General features: G+C 41.8%; 14 protein-coding genes and 1 tRNA gene. 4 read left to right on the plus strand and 11 right to left on the minus strand.

The genetic code is table 11. The features are described from left to right. Positions 1-119: 119 nt before the first annotated feature. The 11 genes from CLV32_RS04350 to CLV32_RS04400 all read right to left on the minus strand — a co-directional run bounded on the left by CLV32_RS04350 (position 120) and on the right by CLV32_RS04400 (position 16,472). Positions 120-1,805, minus strand: coding sequence for an endo-1,4-beta-xylanase (locus CLV32_RS04350; RefSeq protein ID WP_133552752.1), 1,686 nt, complete (start codon positions 1,803-1,805; stop codon positions 120-122). Positions 1,806-1,832: 27 nt separating this feature from the next. Then, positions 1,833-2,804, minus strand: coding sequence for a DUF5627 domain-containing protein (locus CLV32_RS04355; RefSeq protein WP_133552754.1), 972 nt, complete (start codon positions 2,802-2,804; stop codon positions 1,833-1,835). Between the two features lie 52 nt (positions 2,805-2,856). After that, positions 2,857-4,617: a RagB/SusD family nutrient uptake outer membrane protein gene (locus CLV32_RS04360; RefSeq protein WP_133552756.1), complete on the minus strand. Its 1,761-nt coding sequence runs from the start codon at positions 4,615-4,617 to the stop codon at positions 2,857-2,859. A 21-nt stretch (positions 4,618-4,638) separates the two neighbouring features. Next, entirely contained in the window at positions 4,639-7,680 is a 3,042-nt protein-coding gene (locus tag CLV32_RS04365; RefSeq protein ID WP_208110949.1) for a SusC/RagA family TonB-linked outer membrane protein, read from the minus strand. A gap of 36 nt (positions 7,681-7,716) precedes the next feature. Further along, on the minus strand, positions 7,717-9,606 hold the full coding sequence (locus tag CLV32_RS04370; protein ID WP_133552758.1) for a RagB/SusD family nutrient uptake outer membrane protein: 1,890 nt from the start codon (positions 9,604-9,606) through the stop codon (positions 7,717-7,719). Positions 9,607-9,617: 11 nt separating this feature from the next. After that, a complete protein-coding gene (locus CLV32_RS04375; protein WP_243732231.1) occupies positions 9,618-12,794 on the minus strand; it encodes a SusC/RagA family TonB-linked outer membrane protein in 3,177 nt (1,058 codons plus the stop codon). Positions 12,795-13,236: 442 nt separating this feature from the next. Beyond that, complete coding sequence (locus CLV32_RS04380; RefSeq protein WP_133552760.1) at positions 13,237-13,995, minus strand: SDR family NAD(P)-dependent oxidoreductase; 759 nt, start codon at positions 13,993-13,995, stop codon at positions 13,237-13,239. Between the two features lie 256 nt (positions 13,996-14,251). Next, a complete protein-coding gene (locus tag CLV32_RS04385; protein WP_133552762.1) occupies positions 14,252-14,839 on the minus strand; it encodes a Crp/Fnr family transcriptional regulator in 588 nt (195 codons plus the stop codon). A 75-nt stretch (positions 14,840-14,914) separates the two neighbouring features. Next, entirely contained in the window at positions 14,915-15,427 is a 513-nt protein-coding gene (locus CLV32_RS04390; RefSeq protein ID WP_133552764.1) for a MepB family protein, read from the minus strand. Between the two features lie 88 nt (positions 15,428-15,515). Then, the gene (locus CLV32_RS04395; RefSeq protein WP_133552766.1) at positions 15,516-15,983 is read right to left on the minus strand and encodes a DinB family protein; all 468 of its coding nucleotides are present in this window, start codon (positions 15,981-15,983) and stop codon (positions 15,516-15,518) included. A gap of 415 nt (positions 15,984-16,398) precedes the next feature. Continuing rightward, a tRNA-Ile gene (locus CLV32_RS04400) sits at positions 16,399-16,472 on the minus strand. A 69-nt stretch (positions 16,473-16,541) separates the two neighbouring features. Here CLV32_RS04400 and CLV32_RS04405 point away from each other — a divergent pair. Genes CLV32_RS04405 through CLV32_RS04420 form a run of 4 tightly spaced genes read left to right on the plus strand, consistent with a single transcriptional unit; the run spans position 16,542 to position 21,464 of the window. Continuing rightward, positions 16,542-17,177: an HAD family hydrolase gene (locus tag CLV32_RS04405; RefSeq protein WP_133552768.1), complete on the plus strand. Its 636-nt coding sequence runs from the start codon at positions 16,542-16,544 to the stop codon at positions 17,175-17,177. Then, a complete protein-coding gene (locus CLV32_RS04410; RefSeq protein WP_133552770.1) occupies positions 17,174-17,488 on the plus strand; it encodes a DUF962 domain-containing protein in 315 nt (104 codons plus the stop codon). Before CLV32_RS04405 ends, CLV32_RS04410 begins: the two co-directional genes overlap by 4 nt. Positions 17,489-17,501: 13 nt before the next feature. Further along, positions 17,502-19,043 (plus strand): M61 family metallopeptidase, encoded by a 1,542-nt coding sequence (locus CLV32_RS04415; protein WP_133552772.1) that lies wholly within the window; start codon positions 17,502-17,504, stop codon positions 19,041-19,043. A 57-nt stretch (positions 19,044-19,100) separates the two neighbouring features. Then, a complete protein-coding gene (locus CLV32_RS04420; protein WP_133552774.1) occupies positions 19,101-21,464 on the plus strand; it encodes a hypothetical protein in 2,364 nt (787 codons plus the stop codon). Positions 21,465-21,468: the final 4 nt, after the last annotated feature.

A 21,468-nucleotide genomic window follows, 5' to 3' on the forward strand; every position in this document is an offset into this window, starting at 1 on the left:
ATCAGTGCTAACAGATTTCAGTAAAAAGATAACAGAAATGTTCAGCTTTGTAACAATCCCATAGTAAAAAAGGAGCCACCGTAAACGGCAGCTCCTAAACATGCATATTCAACCAAATTTTACTTGTTTTTCAAACCGTCTGCTACGCCAACATAAGCCGGCTTACGGATCAGTGATTCCGACCATAAACCGATAGGTTCTCCTGCTCTCCAGCTTGAGCCTTCAGGGCTATCCTGAGGCGACCAAATTGTGATTCCGTAACGTTGTGCAGCAGGAATCAACTCAAAGTATTTTTTGATCACATACTTGTACATGTCGGCCTGTAAGGCATATTGCTGAGCAGTAGCCTGTGCCGTCTTAATATTCCCTGCAAAGCCCATATCCAATTCCGATATTTTAATCTGCTTACCTGTTGCAGCCAGTAAGACCAGCATTTCATCAATTTTTGATTTATCTGACGTAGCAACGATATGCATCTGCGTACCGATACCATCTATCTTCGCCCCGCGCTCCTCAAGATATTTGACATATGCGATAAGTCCTTTACACTTGTCGATGTTGGACTCCAGATTATAATCGTTGATAAAGTGAAGATCAGTAGCGTTGCCGTACTGTCTGGCCAACTGAAATGCTTTTAACGCATAATCTTTACCCAGGTAATCCTGCCAGTAAAACTCATCCGCAGGAATGTTTGTCCGTCCTGCAGCAGTTTTAAGTTCATAAGGTTTAGCATCGTCCATTGGTTCATTAACCACGTCCCAGGCTTTAACGTAATCTTTTGATGTTGTGACGATCCCGTTGATCCACTTATCAAGCGCATTTGTCAAAAGCGTTTTCTTCTGTTCGGCTGTTTTCTCTACAATGGTAGTTCCGCCATTGGGATTATATTTCTTTAAGGTGATGTTATCGAAGTAGTAGTTTGTCGCAGTTTTACCAAGATTGAATGCAATAGTGCCACTTGTAGCCATCTCTGCTGTAATAGTAACTTCTTTGGTGTACGTTGTCCAGGTGGGTGTTGAAGAAATTGTACCGAAAAATTCATAATGTTTGTAGGCCCCTGGCGTAACGTGCGCCTGTGTAGAATAAGAAGCCGCAGCGTCAGATCGTACATTCATTTTGAGTTCATATTTCTCCCCTAACACTACCGCTGGAAATGACAGAAATAGCTGTGCATCATAATCGTTGGTACGAACAGCCGCATTGTTAATCTTGAGTGCCCTTCCCGTATTGTTAAAACCTTCGCCTGCCTGTGTAAAAGACGTTACTGCATTCGTATTTGTTTGGTAATTAGTAGCGGTTGCCGACTCAAAATCAGCACCAGTAACCAGATCCCAGGTTGGGCCTCCCGTTGAGGGAGTAACAATGGGTGCAATCAACCCTTTAAGGTAATTCGCGTTTTGATTTGAATGCCAGATCAAGGTGTGCCCAAATACGGACATTCCAGCCTTCGAAGCAGCTTCAAGTAAACTTTTAACATTTGTTAGCGCTAAGCTGCCATCCGCCTGCACCACCGCTCCATGTTTCATTTCGTAGCCCAGGGTGATCTCATCAAAATTACTGTTGGCAAGTCTATACAACACACCTTTAGACAGATAAGGTTGCAGGCCGATACCTGCGCCGAGTTTAAACTTTGGGTTTGCTGTTCTATCGATATAAGTTTTTAGAGGTTGGTAACCGTCAATTAACTCCTGTGAGCCAAAACTTGCCGGTTTGTTAACTGTGTATTCGAGCGACTCATATTTTTGGCAGGAAGCAACTGCCATGGTTGTAATGATGCCAATCGCTAATTTATATAGTGGTTTCATATTTCTCGATTTTTAGATTTCTGTCCTTTATTTGACCGGCGTAAATGTCTCCGCCTTAACTCCGCGATCGCGCATAACGAGGGTATCCAGTGCAGAAACCGTCCTATCACTCAGGTCAACCTGATAGTTGAGATAGAGTGCATCACGATCAGTATTCCCCCAGCTATTCTTTTCACCCCGCTTAACAAATTTACCAGTTCCTGAAGCAGTAAACGTTGCATCAGCAGCTGCGATGGTACAATTTCCATTCGCATCGAAGGTCAATAATAACGTCCGGTTGATATTTGTCCCATTTGCGCCTTTAAAAGTTACAGGAAACTCGGTCTGAGTCAAGGACCGTGTATTCAGTTTATTGACTTCATCTTTCTCAACGTATTGCATATGGCGCACAACTGTCTGGTTCAATGCCGAATTACCATTTTTACCTACGAATACGTCCTTTCCACGTCTCAGATAAAAGCCCTGCCATTGGTTGATATATCTCACTGCATAGAGCGTATATTTTTTACCTTCCAATATGGTCTTTCCCTGATTGACACTATTCATGGTTACCGGAATGACATAAGTAGTATTCACAGATAATGGATCTGCAAAAAAGGCATCAGTTAGCTGAACCTCTACTCCACCAATCAGGCTACCTTTAGGTATCACAATTTGATTGGATGCAAGCTTGTAGTAGTTTGCAGGCATAGGTTTTACAGTTCCGCTGTAGGGAGACGAAAAGCTCAGGCCTTGTGTTAATGAATTATCGACAGTAACACCAACAGTGATGTCTTTTCCGTTATCATATACACCGGCAGTGGTAGCCATGATCTGAAGTTTATGTTGATTATCCAGGGAAGTATCAAAAATATCCTCACCCAGGGTTATCGTCCTTATCGGACTCTGATAGGCGAAATACACGGTTTGTACGTCATTATCCGGAAAGTACCATTTATCATTCTTACAGGAGCTTAGTGCCAATAGCAGCCCTAGAAGTATATTAAGTTTAATTTTCATGTTGGTATATCTATGAGTCATCGGTTTTATGGGTGTTTGTATATTAGAGTACTTACCAGCCCGTATTTTGTTGTAAAGCACCATATTTTAGAATTTCACTATAAGGGACAGGACCATAACGCATGTAGTCCTGATAGTTGCGCGTTTCTACAGCGATATCCTGATATCTTCCCTGCGAAATGCTGACACCTTGTACAGGTTCGTTCATATTTGCATTCCACCTGCGCAAGTCCCAGAAGCGAAAGCCTTCAAAGGCGAGCTCTATTCGTCGTTCATTTCTTATGAGCGTTCTCATCGCATCCTGATCGCCTTTTATAGACTCCAGATAAGCGTCTCCATTAGTACTTCCAACACCTGCGCGGGCACGGAGGGCCTTGATAATCTCATATGCAGACCTTGCATTTCCACCATTAGACATTGGTCCAAAAGCTTCGTTGGCTGCTTCAGCATAATTCAAAAATAATTCTGTATACCGGATATGCGGTCTGTAGTGCTTCTGATTGTTTACTGAAGGTGTGCGACTTACATCCTGTCTTAAAAGTTTCTTCATGTAAAAACCTGTTCTAGTAGAGACCTCTCTCCTATTCAGACCATCATCATTAGTTGTCAGATCCACCGTAGTATTGATCACCTTGTTTGTTGGTCCTATTGTGTTTCCATTATAGACGATATATTTGGCCAATCGAGGGTCACGTCCGGTATATGGGTTAGCAGGATTGTATCCACTCTGAGTGGTATTACTGATCGGATAACCATTTGCCATAGGAAATGCGTTAACCAGGTTTTGTGTAGGATTTAAGCGGCCCTGTCCTGACAATGTTGGCGGATAATTGGCGGCTTCCAAATCACTATTGGAGCCTATATTTGTACGCCAAAGCACTTCTCTAGGTGTTGCACCTGAAGCTAATCCGTCGATTTCCGCTCTGTTGTCGTACCAGGTTACGCCATTTGGGTCCAGGTTGGTTAACCATCCATTGAGTGCTAAAACCTGACCCGTATAATTCGCTGCATCTGTCCATGTTGTTGCACTTCCCCCTGCATAAGCCGGACTTGCAGCCATGAATGCAGTTTTGGCGCGGATGGCCTTGGCAATACGCCCTGTTACGCGACCATTAAAGAACTTACCAAAAACCCTGTTGAACGTTTCTACTTTAATTCCATTATATTTTGCTGGAATCTGGGAAGTACCCGAAATATCCACATAATCTAAGGGCAAGAGCTGTTCGGCCTTATCAAGGTCGCTGTAAATTTGTTTGATACATGCATCAAATGTAGCTCTGGGCTGGTTGAAATTAGAAGATGGACTTTCAGGTTCCAATACTAATGGGAAACCATACAGCACGTTACCTATCTTACCGGCATGTGCCTGAAGCATGTAGAACATCAGATAAGCACGGAGGCCGTAAGCCTCACCTTTATGCCTGTCGTTAAACATCGTATTTAACATTGGATCCTTCGTATCCCAGATCACCTTGTCACTTTCTGCAAGGAATATATTGAGGTATTGGATTCCTGCGCGGGAGTTAGTCCACTGATCCAGTGGGTTTACTGCGGAAGACCATTGTCCAGTTGCGATTCTCCTGAAATTGTTATTGATGTCGTTACTCACGGCATCATCTGTGGCTACATCACTAAAGGACCATCCATTAGTTGGCAGGCGGGTATATCCATTGAGTAAAATACCTTGTGCCAGCGAGGGCTCGTTATAGATATTCTCAAAGTCTCCATTATTCTGGGGAGCCGGGTCGGTAAACTTTTTGCAACCTGAAAGCAGTACAGCTGCCAGTAAAAATTGCATTATTATTCTGTTCATGTTGTCTAGTATTATCATCAATTAAAACACCGCTTTTACACCCAGATTGTACAGTCTGGTTTGCGGGGCGCTACCGAAATTTAACTCAAGTATCTCTCTTTCCTTAGCTACTGTAAGCAGGTTAAAGCCTGCCACATAGAAGCCTAATTCTTTAAATAGTTTACTTTTCAGCACTTTTTCAGAAAGTGAGTAAGAGACCTGTACTTTGGAAAGATCGAATCTATCCGTGCTGTACAACCAGAAATCCGATGACCGAAAATTATTATCACCATTCAAAGTAGTAAGCCTTGGAAAAGTTGCTGTGTTTTTAGTTTGTGGTGTCCAGCGATCACGTACCACTTCAGAGTATTTGTCACTGCCATTTACCCAGAAATAATTATCACTTTTCATGGCGCTAGCACCAAAACGACCCGTACCCAATACAAAAAACGTAAGGTTTTTCCATTTAGCAGTAAGGTTCAATCCAGTTGTGAATGGCGCACCAAACCAACCACCGCGACCGAGGTATACCTGATCTTTATCATCTATGATTTTATCGCCATTCTGATCAATATATTTGATATCGCCAGGTGCCAATGTTGATCCAAATGCTGGTTTCGGTCCGTTAACTCCATTGGCTGCCGCCACTTCATTTGCATCCGCATAGAATCCATTGCTCTTTAAGCCCCAAATGGCATCAAGTGGTTTACCTGCACGGTATTGATAACTATTTTCGTAAGTTAGGGCATCAGCACGTTTAATTGCTTTAGTTGTATAATAAGTCCCGGAAGCACCCAAAGTCCAGTCAACAGCACCAATGCGTTTGTTAAAATTCAGATAAAAATCTACGCCTGTTCTTTGGTCGCTATTGTAATTGCTGTAGGGCACAAAGGAAGAGCTGGGGAATCCAGTAGTAAAATAGTTCGGATAGAGCACATTAATTTGCCCGATGATTCCGGTGATTCTATTTCTGAAGACATTACCGCCAAAGCCCAGTTGGTTTTTAAACATCGCACCCTTTATGCCGAGGCTGATTTCTTCTCTTTTAGCAAAATTGAGATTCGGGTTGTTTCCTCTGCGAGAATCTGTGGACTGTGTACCTGCTCCATCATTCCAGCCAAACCAGTTTCCTCCTGTGGCTGTGTAAATACTTTCGTAAGCAAAGTACTCATCAAAGTCAAGATCTGTATGCAATATTCCTGCTGATGCAGTAAGGGTTAAGTCGTTCAGAAATGATGTATTTTTCAGGAAAGACTCCTCCGTCATTCTCCAACCTATTGTTGCTGCCGGGGAGAAAGCAATTCTGTTATTTGACGGCATTTTAGGCGACCGCACAACTGCACCGGTAAGTTCGGCAAAATATTTCCGGCTAAAATCATAATTTAACTGTAGCCCGAGATTAGAATTTGTTGTTGGCTGATAAACCCCAGACAGCGACTGGCGATAGGCGGCTGCCATCAATACCGCAGAAATGTTGTGCTGATCGTTAACAGTTGTACGGTAGTTGAATTGTCCGGAAAATGAAATCGTTTGTCTGTACCAGCTATCTGCGATATTTTGAACACCTGTTTTGGTATCTTCTCCCCATCTGGTCAATCCCCCGATAAGGGTACTACCAGAATATGTTGTCCAGTTGGGCTGGTAGGTAGCATAACCATTACGGTACCCTTGGTTGTACCTGTTGAGGTAATCTACCCCCAAACTTGTACTAAAAGTTAAGCCGGGGGTTATTCCTTTTAAATCGGCTTCAACACCTGTAGTAAATTGGAATTCCCGCTGAACGAAACTGTTGTTACCACCAGCGTAGACTGCTGCAAAAGGATTTGTTTGGTCTATCTGAGTTCCTCCCAATATGTATTGCCCGTCAATTATGGTCGCGTTTCTAATCATTGCTTTACTAACCTCATCATTCGCTTCAATTAAATTGATTGGAATCAATGGTGTAAATAACTGCGGACGCAAAGTAGCTGCACTAGCCCAGTAATCTGTGTTTACGCCTCCGCCACTTGAAAAAACTGCGCTTGCATCCACCTTTGCTTTGATGACTTTGGTAAGCTGCATATCAACATTTCCACGGACGTTAAATCGATCTGTAGTATTATTTTTCTTTGCTTCTCCAAAATTCAGGAGTGATCCTGTAGAAACGAATCCAAGATTGGTGTAATAGCGGGCACGCTCATTACCTCCAGAAATTTCGGCAACTGCATTGTAGCGGGCATAGCTACTTTTAAGGTAGTCTGACGAGTAGTAGTCTACACTTGGATAGCGATAAGGGTTTACACCAGAATGGTTGTAGATCATTTCTGGTGTGTAAGCTGCTGCAAGGCCATCATTTGACAACGCTTCATTGTATAGCGTCATATATTCTGAAGAGCCCAGGTATTTCGGATATCCTTTAGGAACGTTCAAACCAAAATTGCTTCTGAAATCAATTTTCTGCTTTCCCAGGCTCCCTCTTTTGGTTGATATTAGAATCACGCCCTTGGCACCGCGGCTACCATAGAGTGCAACTGCAGATGCACTTTTCAGGAATGTGATCTGCTCAATTTCGTTAGGGGTAATGCTAACAACATCCCTTGGCACGCCATCGATTAGAATTAAAGAAGTGTTCATTCCCCAGAGGTTATTGCCATTAAACCCTGGAGCGAAGGCTTCCATTCCCTCCAGCCCATAAGTCGTGTAGTTTTTCTCAAAAATCTGCGCAAGATTAACAGTGGAAACACCGGCAGGGAGCTGCTGCTCTTCCACCTGTTTGAAACCTGCATCAACTAATCGATCTTGCTGAGTTAATGTTACCTGGTTTAATGCGTTAGTTAGCGTTACACTAACGGTTTTGTAACCTGGCGCATTCACCTTAACTACAGTATTTAATGGGATTTGTACTAGAGCTTCTCCCAACTGATTTGAGCTTGTAAGCACCTCCCCCAACTCTGTCGTTATTGTTGCGCCCTTAATGGGGCTGCCATTGGCTGCACGCACCACTGCCTTTATCGGTATTTTAACAGCTTCCTGAGCCCTGAGCACACTAACAAAAAGTGTAAACAAGATGCACAGTGCCATTCCTTTTCTTAAAAATTTCATCATTCTTATATTTAATTATGATTTATGACCATGATCTAATTACCATCCAGGATTCTGCGAAAACTCCTTGTACATATTTACATCTGCACGCTTCAAGGGCAGCCAATAATGTTTCTCCGTAAATGGACGCTGAAGGATGGTACGCTCGCGATAATTTGCAACCTTGTTCAATTTTGTATCCGCTGACGGATTTAACGGTGCAGCGCGATCAAATTCTGCTGCTGTTTTGAGTGTGTAAGGAAGCTCTGCAAGCAAGTGCCAGCGACGTAAATCATTAAAACGGTGTCCTTCAAAGGCCAACTCAACGGCGCGTTCGCGTCTAACCTCTTTCATGAACTCAACCGTTGATGAAGTAAACTGTGGGGCAACATGTCCCACACCGGCGCGGTCTCTGATTACGTTGATGGCATCAACGGCAGTTTTCCCAAAACCTTCGGCCGTAGCGGTAGGCGATTCGTACCCGGCTGCAACAGATTCGGCATACATCAGATAAATATCTGCCAGGCGCATATATGGCACCTTAATATTTAAGTTCTGGCCATAGTTCCATCCCTGGTCAAAGTTATTGGCCGTTCTCGGAACAAACTTAAACAGCATGTATCCGGTGCGGCTTCCCGATCGGTCATCTCTGTAACTACCATTTGTAAATAGATTTGCATAACGGTGTGCTTCCATATTAGCAGCTAGCGTTCCCTGCACTACCTTTACACCATCATAAACGATATCATTATAAAATCTAGGATCACGATCACGCCAGGGCGATTGAGGATCGTAACCTGACCCTGTTGGATCTGCCGTAGATGAGCTGGCTATTGGCAAACCATTTTTCATTCCATAGTAATTGACATAGTTTGCTGTAGGTGCAAAAACAAGTGCATCTGCTCCAACAATTGCTGGTGTATACTGCTTTGCCGTTCCATAGGTAGACCCATGTGCTCCCCAGTAAGGACCTGTAAATATGGCTTCGGTACCTCCGGGAATCAGGAAGTTCTGGCCGGTAGTATAGAAGTTAGTGCTGTATTGCGAGAAAGGCAGTAATTTATGAGGTGCTGCGCCGCTTTCAGTATAACGCAAAAGCTCAGCGAATGCTGACGCAGCTTTTTTGCTTAGCTCAACATTGTAGGTCAGACTACCGGTAGACTCAAAATTCATCAAGGGACTTGCTGCCCAGAGGTAGTTTTTGCCAAGATATCCTAGTGCCATAATCTTATTGATACGAAGTTGGTTTTTACCCAGGGTCTGTATACCAGCAGATGTATTGTCCCAGTTTATTGGTAACAGATCTGCCGCTTCGCGTAAATCCTGCGCAGCTTTTGCTGCCGCCTGTTGATATTTTAATCTAGGCAGCTTAAATTCTTCATCCGAAGGCAAAACCTTATCAATATACGGGAGACCACCAAAATACTGAATCAGCATAAAATGAAACCATCCTCTAAAGAACAAGAGCTGACCTTTAATTATATTGCGTTCTTCAGGAGTTGCATTTACGAGCAAGTCCATGTTGGCAAGGCCAAGATTGGCTTTGCGAATGCCGTACCAGGCTAAAGGGTATAAGCCTTTCGTGAATCTGTCATTGTTCGTACTTGCCGAAGCATTGTCTAAAAATCCAGCTCCCCATCCGTCAAATTCCCTTTGCCATCCCCAGAAATCGCCATTGTCTACTTTCACAACAAAATGAAAGTTTTGGACTGTGGACTGGATCTCGTCTTCGCCCCAATTGAAGCTGTTAGTCCAATATCTGTTTGTAAAATCAGGGATACAATTATAGAGTTCTTCAGTAAATCCCTGAAAGCTCCGAAAGTCTTTAAATGCTGATTCAGCAGACACTATTGCTTCTGGATCCCTATCCAGATACTTTTTGCAGGACAGAAGTCCAGTGCCAGTCCAAATAATTCCGATCAGGAATATGTGTTTGATATATTTTTTCATAACGGTCTTAATTAGAAGGTGAAGTTTGCACCTAGATTATAGCGTTTAACAGTTGGGTAGGCGCCCTGGGAGGCCCAGCCCTGACCCCCAGAACCTTGATAATTGGCCTCTCTATCGTCGGGCATTTTAGTCCAGACATGCAGGTTATTCCCGTTTATAAAAATCCTCAGACTTGCAGCCCCAGCCTTTTTAATCCAGCCATCACGAAATGTATAAGCGATTTCTGCATTTTTTAAACGGATGTAAGAGCCGTCAAACATGAAACGATCGGCCCTGAAATAATCTGCCGGTGTAGATTCCCAACGCGGCATCGGTCCATCAGGATTCGTATTATTTTGCGACCAGTATGTGCCTTCATCATAAGCAACAGTATTCTTCCCTGAGAAAGATCCAAGCACAACCTGACGCGTTACATTATTTACCGCATAGAACTGTGCAAAAACGCTGAAGCCTTTCCAGTCAAATCCAACTGTTGCGTTATATGTGTTTTGAGGTGCCCCAGAGTAGCCAAAAGGAATGTTATCGTTTGCATCGATAATACCGTCACCATTATAATCGATGATATGATAGTTACCAGGAAGTTTTTGGTTATCATTCGCATTGTGCATCGTGCTTGCGTAGAGTTCATCCCAGGTATTGTAATATCCCTTACTTACATAAGAATAGGCCTGGCCAATCTGCTTATCGATCGGTTTTGAGTACAGTGGAAGTAGCTCGGCCACGTCTGCATCAATAACTTTGTTCTTAGCATGCGTAAAATTAATATTTGTCCATAAGGTCAGATTTTTATTCAGCCGTTTATTGAAACGAAGATCAACTTCATAGCCTTTGGATTTCACTCGCCCAACGTTGAACGTTGGTGGCTGTGCACCGTAATAACTTGGCACCGCCCTGGCTGATCCTGTTAAGATATCACTTCTGTCGTCCTGGAAAACATCAACGCTTCCTGTAAGCATGTTATCGAAGATTCCAAAGTCGACAGCTATGTTCTTTTTCACCACTTTTTCCCAACGTACATTCGGGTTACCCACACTAGCTTCACGATACCAGTTGTAAGGACTTTGCTCTGCAGCTTCTCCAGTGATACCCAATGGCGTGGTGCCACCGAAAGCCCAGTTGGTTAGAAATGCGAATCTGGGTGATCCACCATCATCACCAATTTCGCCGTATGACCCACGGAGTTTTAGAGAATTGATAAATTTAAACCGCTTCATAAACTTTTCTTCCGAGATCATCCAGCCTACTCCTCCAGATGAGAAGAAATCGAATCGATATTCAGGGCCGAACTTTTCGGAGCCGTTGTATGCTCCGTTATATTCCAGGCTATACTTTCCAGCATAATTATAGGTGGTACGGAACACCCAATCTTCACGATAAGAAGGAATGATACTACCGGTAGCACTTTTATCGCGGCTCCAGAGTGCCATTCCAGTAAAATTATGCTTGTCTGCAATTGTCTTGGCGTAATTCAGCTGAAATTGGGAAAACATTCTCCGAAAGGTAGCGCCATTGTTTACGATCCCTGCGGCAGTTGCCCACCTTACACTTTCTCTCCACTCAAGCTCTGTGGCGGCATCTTTTGTTTGCGAATAGCTTACAATTCCTGTTTCTGGGTCTATGTATTTGCTTAATGTCCCGTTGTTCCCATCATTAATTCCCCGTCCGGCTTCAATAAATGTATTGTCAACAGACAATGTACCCTTAAAATTCAGTCCGTTAAGAAGGAAATTTAAATTCTGATCTAAGGTAAAGTCGGTCGTAATACGGGAAGTCGTAGTTTGCTGAAGTCCGCTGGTTGCCACAATTCTCGCTGAATTGAGACTTTGCTGTTCATTGGGTTTATAAAACCCCCAACTTCCGTCAGCATACTTCGGCAAGTAAAGATTTGGCGCTGCAGAATATGCGGCGGTCCATGTATTATAGGGGTTAACATCAATCCAAGGTCTGTCTGAAAGCCCTCTGGAACCTGCGATGTTGGCTCTGAATACCGTAGAAGGTGTGAGCTGAAAATCCAGATTACTACGGACATTTAATCTTTTGAAGCTGTAACCTCCACTATAACCACGGTTATTCTCAAACCGTCTAAAAAGGTCGGCTTCATCGAGGTAATCTACTGAAGAAAAGTATTTCACAAATGATGTTCCACCGCTCACATTGAGGTTTGCATTATAAGACATGGCATAATCTCGAAATAAAGTATTTACCCAGTCTACGTTTGGATAGCGCTCAGCCTCTTCCAGATTGGCCGGCGATCGATATTTGAGCATGATATCTTCCGGTAAATAGGAACTCCACGCTCCTGGCGCCAAGCCAAGTTCATATTCTATGGTACGGTTACGCACCTGAAACATATCGTAGGAATCCAATTTACCAGGCAGTTTAGATGCAGATTTCAGTGCACTATTGGCAGAAGCTCTAATTTCTGCTTTGCCTTCGCGACCTCTTTTGGTGGTGATTAGTATTACGCCATTAGCACCTTTAACCCCAAAAACCGCTGTGGCCGAAGCATCTTTTAAAACTGACACTGAGGCCACAGAGCTGATATCAATGTTATTCATGGATCGCTCCACCCCATCCACCAGAATCAGTGGGCTTGCATTGTTCCAGGTACTACGGCCGCGGATGAGGATCTGGGGATCTTCTTCTCCGGGCATCCCTGTACTGGCTGTTGTGATCACCCCGGGTAGGTTTCCTGTCAGGGCAGCACCGAGACTGGATACTCCGCCTGTTCTTTCGAGTGTTTCACTGGTGGTTTGACTGATTGCACCTACAACACTTTGTTTCTTTTGAACGCCATAGCCGACGATGACAACTTCCTCCAATTCGTCGGTATTATCTCTCATTGTAACTCTAACTGAAGTTTTACCGGAGATGTTAACTTCCTGTGCTTTCATACCCACATAGGCTACTGTCAATATCTGCTTATCAGCGGGGACATCCATTGAGAATTCTCCCCTGGAACCCGTCTGGGTCTTAATATTGGTACCTTTTACTGTGATGTTAGCTCCGCTGATTGGCTTCTGCTGATCGTCCATTACCGTTCCTGAAATGATTCTGCGCTGTTGTGCATAAGCGGTATCAATCAGCAGTACGAAGCCCATTATTAGTACATGCAATACGAGTAACAGCTGCCTCCATCCCCGAAGTTTGGGATTTGTGGTGTTACTCCCTTTGGTGTTTTTTTCCATTATTTTTAAATCATTTAGAGAGAAAATAAACGTTGATCAGTTGTACGGGACATCCTGAGATCGTCTCGTGTAAAAAGAAATTTTAATCCTGTCGGGATAAGATAAGGACGAATTTGTCCCAGGTTGAGATAGTAGTTTTTTGTCATACGATTTGGTTTATATTTTTGGTTGTAGTTAAATGCTATCTATGTTCTGTCAAGAAAAGATATTGTGTTTATACATTTGGTTTACCGAAGCTAGCATAGCGCCAACTCTGATAATAGCACGATTGTGCAAATTGATACATTCTTTGTTTAATGTGGAAAATAAGCTATTCAAGCATGTTTAAATGACGTTTTCTACTGAAAATAAAATAAGATGCCTGCTCAATAACAACCACCTATACAAAAAAAGCCGTTCCTCTTTTAGAAGAACGGCTCATCATAAATGAACTTGATTTACTTTAAAAACCATACATACCACCCGAAACGCCTATTTGTTCACCTGTAATCCAGGATGCATCATCGGAAGCTAGAAAGACGACAGCTTTCGCAATGTCTTCAGGTTGACCTCTGCGACCCAATGGTGTTTTTGCGACAAACATTTTTTCATATTCACTTCCGGGCGTTACGCCTGCGCTAGCTGCACCTTCCGTATTCGTGGCACCTGGCAAAATAGAATTGATACGAACGTTCTTCGCGCCCAATTCTTTCGATAGTGCAATTGTCATGGCGTCTAGCGCTGCTTTAGTTGCAGAGTATAGCGAAGCTCCCGGAAGCGGGTATTTACTCGCACCCGAGCTAATATTGATAATATTGCCTCCCTTATCGCCAAATGCTTTTAACGATGCCTGGATAGTCAATATAGATCCCAAAACATTCACATTAAAATGCTGATGAAAAGCCGCCACTGATATCTCATCAATGGGCAAGTATCCCTGATGCACGGCGTTATTTACCAGGATATCCAATTGGCCAAAAGCGGTATTGGTTTCTTCAAATAGTCTGACCACATCGGCTTCGTTTGATACATCGGCCTGTACAGCGATGGCCAGCCCTCCATTGTCGGTTATTTCCTTGACCACCCTATCCGCGCCTTCTTTACTCGATGCATAATTCACAACTACTCTTGCACCTGCCGCTGCAAAGTGTTTTGCAATAGATGCACCTATTCCTTTTGATGCACCGGTAACTACTGCTACTTTGTTTTCTAATTTACTCATGATTCCTAAGCTTATATATTCAATTCTCCAGATGTATTTTTTATTCTGGAGCATAATCAAAGATGCAGCGTTGCACGCAACTGCTTGTTGACATGGGTCACAAAGTGATTGTGATTTACGGTAATTGATGACTGTGACCTAAATCACAAACATCAAACAACTATCTGTATAAAAGAATCTTAAATAGGAATCAGCAACTATAAAACTGAAAACAAAGAAGGGTTATAACCGCATTGGCAGAGATTTCCGGGTCATTCTATTTGAACGAGTTTTTCCTGATCCTGCTCAAAGTTTCGCGGGATAAGCCCAGGTAAGAAGCTATCATGTTTTGCGGAAATCGCTTTAAAAAGTGTGGATAATTGTTAATTAAATCCTCATAACGCTCTTCAGCAGTATAATTCATAGCGGCCTGCATTCTTTTTTGGTTTGCAATGGTGTAATTCTGACTAATTACGCTTGCCATCTTGGAGAACGCAGGTATATTTTTGAGAAACTCTTCAATTTGAGCATTTGTTGCTTGTAGTAACTCCAAATCCTCCAGCGCCTCAATATTAAAACGGCTTGGTGTTAATAAGTAGAAACTTTCAAAATCTGCAAGCCACCAATTTTCCAAAGATAATTTCAGTATGTGTTCGTTCCCTTTTTCATCTACTGTAAAGGTTCTGGCAGATCCTTTAATAACAAAACCTATATATTTGCATACATCGCCTTCCTGCAAAAAGTATTGACGTTTTCGTAGTTTTTTAGGCCTGAAGTGCGCCATCAACAAATGCTTATCATCTTCAGAAAGAAGTTTGCCCGATATTTCCTGGATGTAATCGAAGAAGGCTTGAAAATTGGACATAGTTCATTATATAATTATTCGCAATCTACTCAAGCTGCCTGACAAAGAAAAACAAATACAATACTCTGTTACGACTTAACTAAGCAACTTTCTTATGGAATCAAAGTTAGTTGCGTTTCCATCATCAATTATAAAAAAGTATTTTGTTTGCCAGATTTGAGTTTTTTCCGCTTGTTTATTTGTTACATTGTCCCATGGTGGGTAAATTCTAATTCCACGTTTTCCCTCTTTATTATCTCTGGTAATAATACCCTTTTCTGCCAAAATACGTTTTGGAAAAATAAATTGCCCAAAGTCATTTTCTCGTTTCACTGCGATAATTATAAAATCCAGCTCATCCGACATATCAAAAGATTCAGTTATTCCATCTTTATTTCTCCTCCATATTGTCACAAATTGGCCAGTTTTTCTTGGCGTAATTTTAGACAACCGGTATTGAATTTTCTTGTTATTGAGTTCAAATGAACAAGCTTCGTATTCTAAACTTTCAGTATTTAATTTCAGGTTTGTAAAGTCCAAGCCACAATTATCATATAGTAGTTCTTTAGCAATTTTCAGTTGGTTTGGGAGTATGTTTGCTGTTGTCAAGATATTTTACTAATGTTAGCGTTTTTTTATTTTTACTGCAAGACTGGTATGTCCCACCTATTATAAATTTCACTGATATACTTAATTCTTAGAGTAGCAGTCTCAAGTACGTAAAAATCCTCCCGCTGTGCTCAGCTTCGTGATAGTTCGCGGCTTGTAGTGCCTCAATATGATTTTTCACTTGAAATCCTATGGGTAACGCAAAGGGCTCATAGTTGACAAATATTCCTGATTCCAGATCTGATTCAAGTTGGTTAACTGTATGAATCAATAAATGTTTTACCTCATTAACGTCTGGAGTAATTTTCCAACAACTCGGGAACGACCCGATTTTAAAGGACTCCATGAATTCGTCAGATATATACATGGGTAATCCGCTACGCATATACATATGCCTCTGTTGAGAAGTAATACAATGCCCGACTTGCCAAATTATATTGTTGTTAAAACCCTCTGGAATTTTAAATAATATCTCATAATTACTCGTTTCCAATAATTGCAATAGCCTAGTCCTGCTAGCTCTTAAGATTTCACATTCGAAACGTTCATTAATCATTTAAGTTGGTCTAAGTTCTTGATAGCTGAAGAAGCCTCCATATTCTCTAAAGTAAGTTTTTCCCGGTAAAGATCAAATTGTCTTCTATTAACATAGGTTTACCGTTGGTCCGATAGGACAACCTTGTCGTAAACGCTAATCAGTAATTTGCTTTTTTACTGTAAAATAATCCCAGGAGAGTGTAGAACAGGGTCAAGTGATATTAGAAAATTAAAAAACCTATGACAAGTAAAAATAGTAAAATAAAAAAATACCACGCTAAATACGTCAAGTAAAACCAGTATAAGACACAGCATGGGTAACGTGGCCAGCTTGACACGAAAGAGGGATAGAATTCGAAAGCAAAAAAAGCCAGTAAACGACGTAAAACGGGTTTAAACATTAAAAAAGCCCCTCAGAGTACCTGAGAGGCTTGTGGGCCATGATGGGCTCGAACCATCGACCAAAAGATTATGAGTCTTCTACTCTAACCAACTGAGCTAATGGCCCCTGTAAAATCTATGTTGATTTTGCGAGTGCAATGTTACATATTTACATTGAATTTTGAAAACAGTTTCTATGCAATTATTAAAAAATATCATTTTCGATTACGGCAACGTGATCTTCGAGATCGACTTTAAGAAGGCTCAAAAAGCGCTTTTAGACCTAGGTATCACCAACATAGAAGATTTTTTCGCACACAAAAATCATAATGCTTTATTTGATGATTTTGAAACTGCTGCTATCACACCAGATGAGTTTAGAAAAGGAATTCGTAAGGCTACGGGAAATGATGAGGTAACGGATGAGCAGATTGATGCGGCCTGGAATAGTTTATTAATTGGTGTTCCGCCCACAATACATGACACGCTGTTAAAAGTAAAAGCTAAATACCGTACCTTTCTGCTGAGCAATAATAATGTAATTCATTACGACTATATTGTGAACTACCTTAAAAACGAATTTGGTATGGATGATAACAGTTCACTTTTCGAGAAAACGTATTATTCCCAGCAGATGTATTTGCGCAAACCTAATGTCGAGATTTTTGACCAGGTGATTAAAGAGAATAATCTCGATCCCAACGAAACTCTTTTTATCGACGACAGTCCGCAGCATATCGCCGGGGCACAGAAGGCCGGTTTACATACGCTTTTAATGGATCAGCATCCCAGAGACCTGGAAGCATTTCTTATTAAGAATGGTATTTTATGAGTAATAAAAAATACAAAACGCTAAGCGAGTTTTACCCTTTCTACCTCTCGGAACATAGAAACCTTACCAGCAGAATCTTACACTTCATAGGCACGGGACTTGTAGTCCTTTGTTTGATCGGGGCAATGCTTTTCCATGAATTTGGCATACTCATCGCCGTTCCTTTTTTGGGCTATGGCTTTGCCTGGGTAGGGCATTTCTTTTTTGAGAAAAATAAACCCGCTACTTTCCAATATCCCTTGTTTAGCCTTGCAAGTGATTTTATATTATTCTGGGATCTACTTTCCGGCAAACAACCCTTCAGAGTTTAACGTTATCTAGCATATGAACCACCTCAACAATCACAAAACCTTCGGATTATTTCTAGCCCTACTTCTTTTTGCGGTTTCCCCATCTCAAGGACAAACTCCTAAACAGCAATGGCAGTATACTGTTACCCCACAACCAGAGAAAAAGGGTGTACACGTGCAGTTGAGATTGAGTGGAGAAACAGAAAAAAGCATTTTATTTAAGTTGCCGGTATGGACTCCTGGTTATTACCAACTCATGGATTTTGCGAAAAACGTATCTAATTTTAAGGCAACGGATGGAAATGGAAAAATGTTGGAGTGGAAACAAAATGCTAATGCCTGGACTGTTGATCACAGTTCGAATTCGGGCGTAACTTTAGACTATGATGTTAAAACCGATCGCAATTTTGTAGGTGGAAATTTTATTGATCAGGATCACATGTTTCTATCGCCTGCGGGGATATTCTTGCATGGTTCTACAATCAAACAACCGGTAACTGTAACTATCAATCCCTATACCGGTTGGACAAAACTAGCCTCGGGCATGGACTATCTCAAAAGTGATACGACAACGTATACTGCTCCTGATTTCGATATCCTCTATGACAGCCCGATTTTGATGGGTAAGTTGGAAACCCTACCGGGCTTCAAAATCAAAGGAATTCCACATAATTTTATAGGTTATGATATGGGCAACTTTGATCGGATCCGTTTTATGGGCGACCTTAAAAAAATCATCGAAAGCGGCATCGCTGTAATTGGAGATATTCCTTACAAACATTATACTTTCCTTTCAATAGGTGCTGGTGGTGGTGGTATAGAACACCTCAATTCTACTGCAGTAACTTTTAAAGGCAGTGGGCTGGAAACTTCTAGGGGTAGATTGAAAGTATATAATTTTCTTGCACACGAATATTTTCACCATTATAATGTAAAACGGATCCGCCCTATTGAACTCGGGCCCTTTGACTACGACAAGGAAAACCCTACCGAGCTATTATGGGTATCGGAAGGCTTTTCTGTGTATTACGAATATCTGATGGTACACCGTGCAGGATTAAGCACACCAGAGGAACTTATTGATCATCTGCGCGACAATTTAATGGCGTACGAGAACAAACCAGGCCACCTGTATCAGTCGGTAACCCAGTCTAGTTTCCAAACCTGGACTTACGGACCGAGTGTTAAGAAAGAAGATGCAGACAAAACGATTTCCTACTATGACAAAGGCCCAATTCTCGGTCTGATGTTAGATATGAAAATCAGACAGGAAACAAATAATAAAAAGAGCCTTGATGATGTGATGCGCACCTTATACAAACAATATTACAAAAAGTTGAGACGTGGTTTCACCTCACAGGAATTCAGAACAGTATGTGAACAGGTGGCCGGCACTGATCTCAACGAATTTTTCAGCTATGCGACTACTACGACTGCCCCCAACTACATTAAATATTTTGCCTACGCTGGATTGGATATAGATGTTAAGTCTACTAAATTCGAAATTAAGCGGGTATTAAAACCAACTCCATTACAACAGAAAATTTACGTCTCTATTTTTGGGGCGTCCAAATAGCTTGCTATTATCTCGTTATACTTTGGCAAAAGTGTAGGTTTCTCTTAACTTTAGAGGATGAGCCTACATGCCCGGCGTATTTCAATCGGATTTATCTTTCTGCTTCTATTTGCCCTACAGACTGTTGCACAAATAGAAACTACCAGGGAGAAGATATTTGTACATTTTGACAAAACCACGTATACCAATACGGAACTCGTCTGGTTTACCGGTTATCTGACAGGCGCTTCTGCAGATCGAGCTGTTCGGCACGAGGTGTTGTCTCTAGCATTAATCAGGGATGTTGACAGTGTTGTCATTAAGCAAGATAAGTATTTGATGGAAAACGGCCTCACTATGGGATGTATGCTTTTACCGGACTCGCTCATTGCCGGAAATTACCATTTTTTGGCTACGACAAATTTGGTGAAGGCAGGGATACCTGATGTAGTTTTTATACAACCTATTCTAATCAAAACAAATCTTGACCCGCCTTTTAATGCCAGCATTAAATTTATGAACCAGGAAAAGTCGGCCAACATACATGAACTTCTGCTTGCTGTAACCACTAAAGATGCGCGGTTTTTACCTGGCCCCGTTGATGTTGCCTATAAGTACGGTAAGCTATTGAAAAAAACCAAGACAAATGTTTCTGGAGAATTATTATTTACTGTGCGGGAGCAACCTGACATAACTGACCCAAATTTATATGCTAAACTCAGCTTCGGCAAAGACAGCAGTTTTGTTAATATCCCTCTTCCTGTTTCCATCAAAAAAGCCAAAGTAAATTTTTATCCCGAAGGTGGTCATTTGGTTGATCAGATCTCTGGCAGAATTGCCTGGGAAGTTAAAGATCAGCAGTCGGCCACAGTCACAGTTAAGGCACAACTATTCCAGGATCACAAAGTGATCGATACCATTGAAACAAATGCTTACGGAATTGGTAAGTTTATCCTAACACCGAATAAAAATAGCACCTACAGTGTAAAACTAATGCACTCTGGGTTTGCCGATAGTATTTATCAGCTACCACCCATCCTTAAAAATGGCTTAGGCATTTCTATTGCTAAGGCGGCCGTCAAAGACACCCTGCAGGTTATTATTCGCAGCAGCATGCCGCAACAAATAAGACTTCACATAGGCGATGCCAACCAAAGTTATCCGGCCACGGAGATCAGGATAAATGAAGGACGTAAATTAATCAAATTCCCCCTGGATGGGGTTCCCAAAGGCCTGCATACAATTACATTTTCGGATAGTCTCGGTCGCCCACTAGCAGAAAGGATGTTTTTTGCAAAATATGATCCAGTAAAAAACCTGGAGATCCGTACAGACAAACAGAGTTATGCAACGCGACAAAAAGTGACGCTTAAGCTAAACCTGGTTGGCGCTGACACTGTAGGACTGGTTTCCATTGCTTGTGTACAGGACAACAGGATTTCGTCAAAGATGGCCAATGATATAGAAAGCTATACTTATTTGAACAGTGAGCTTACCAATTTGCCGTTGGCGGTGAATGGCCGGGGTATTGAAGACCGTCAATACATGGAAGATATATTGTTAACACGCGGATGGCGAAAATATCTCTGGCTTGAAAAGAACAAAAGTGATGTCAAAGAAGATGACTCCCTGAATTTTAAAATTGTAATCAAGCGCGCCGGTAAAAAGCTTAAAAAACCAGTATCAATTAGCTACTTCAATGATAAGGGAGTTGGAATTCTGTCTACAAACAGTGACGGCGAGGTAACTTTAACGACAGATGCACTATTAACGGAATTTGGAAAAAAGTTCAGTTTACTTGCGGGAAATGCCGCCGACCCCGATTATCAAATAGAAATCAAAGATCCATATGTAGCTAACAACGGGCGGTATGCTAAATTGTATAATGTAGAACAACGATTGATACCGACAGCCGTGCAGAACAACAGTGTGCTGGCAATTAACAGCAAAGAAAAGGTAAATAGACTGCAGGAGGTGGTTATTAAAAAATCGAATGACCAGAGCATCAATTTCCAGGAGCGGGCACGCGGAACAAATGCCTGTGGCGATTACGTTTGTACATCTAATATTCTAAATTGTCCGAATCATTTTGGTTCTTCAGGCAATACACAACCCGTAACAGGTAAACAATATCGAAATCCACAAACACAGTCTTTTAGTATCTATAACGGTTGCACCATTGTAACCAAAAAAGTAAAAATAACCAACCTTGACCCTATTTACACTCAGAAAGCATATTATGTGAATGACTTTGCAGATCCGCAGGAGTCTGCTTTCGTATCTACCATCTACTGGGACCATGCCAGGGTAGTAAAGCTTCAACCGCAGGAAATCACCTTTTTCACCAGTGATATCACCGGTAAGTTCAGGGTGGTAGTACAAGGGCTTAGTAACAATGATGTGCTTTACGGGCAGTATGATTTTGAGGTAAAAAACAAATAAAAAG

This window comes from Pedobacter duraquae (assembly GCF_004362245.1).
Lineage (GTDB): Bacteria > Bacteroidota > Bacteroidia > Sphingobacteriales > Sphingobacteriaceae > Pedobacter > Pedobacter duraquae.

Coding starts and splice junctions, on each gene's coding strand:
- CLV32_RS04420 (WP_133552774.1), top strand. CDS start 19,101: ATGAGCCTACATGCCCGGCGTATTTCAATCGGATTTATCTTTCTGCTT.
- CLV32_RS04355 (WP_133552754.1), bottom strand. CDS start 2,804: ATGAAAATTAAACTTAATATACTTCTAGGGCTGCTATTGGCACTAAGC.
- CLV32_RS04410 (WP_133552770.1), top strand. CDS start 17,174: ATGAGTAATAAAAAATACAAAACGCTAAGCGAGTTTTACCCTTTCTAC.
- CLV32_RS04370 (WP_133552758.1), bottom strand. CDS start 9,606: ATGAAAAAATATATCAAACACATATTCCTGATCGGAATTATTTGGACT.
- CLV32_RS04385 (WP_133552762.1), bottom strand. CDS start 14,839: ATGTCCAATTTTCAAGCCTTCTTCGATTACATCCAGGAAATATCGGGC.
- CLV32_RS04405 (WP_133552768.1), top strand. CDS start 16,542: ATGCAATTATTAAAAAATATCATTTTCGATTACGGCAACGTGATCTTC.
- CLV32_RS04360 (WP_133552756.1), bottom strand. CDS start 4,617: ATGAACAGAATAATAATGCAATTTTTACTGGCAGCTGTACTGCTTTCA.
- CLV32_RS04375 (WP_243732231.1), bottom strand. CDS start 12,794: ATGGAAAAAAACACCAAAGGGAGTAACACCACAAATCCCAAACTTCGG.
- CLV32_RS04350 (WP_133552752.1), bottom strand. CDS start 1,805: ATGAAACCACTATATAAATTAGCGATTGGCATCATTACAACCATGGCA.
- CLV32_RS04365 (WP_208110949.1), bottom strand. CDS start 7,680: ATGATGAAATTTTTAAGAAAAGGAATGGCACTGTGCATCTTGTTTACA.
- CLV32_RS04395 (WP_133552766.1), bottom strand. CDS start 15,983: ATGATTAATGAACGTTTCGAATGTGAAATCTTAAGAGCTAGCAGGACT.
- CLV32_RS04380 (WP_133552760.1), bottom strand. CDS start 13,995: ATGAGTAAATTAGAAAACAAAGTAGCAGTAGTTACCGGTGCATCAAAA.
- CLV32_RS04415 (WP_133552772.1), top strand. CDS start 17,502: ATGAACCACCTCAACAATCACAAAACCTTCGGATTATTTCTAGCCCTA.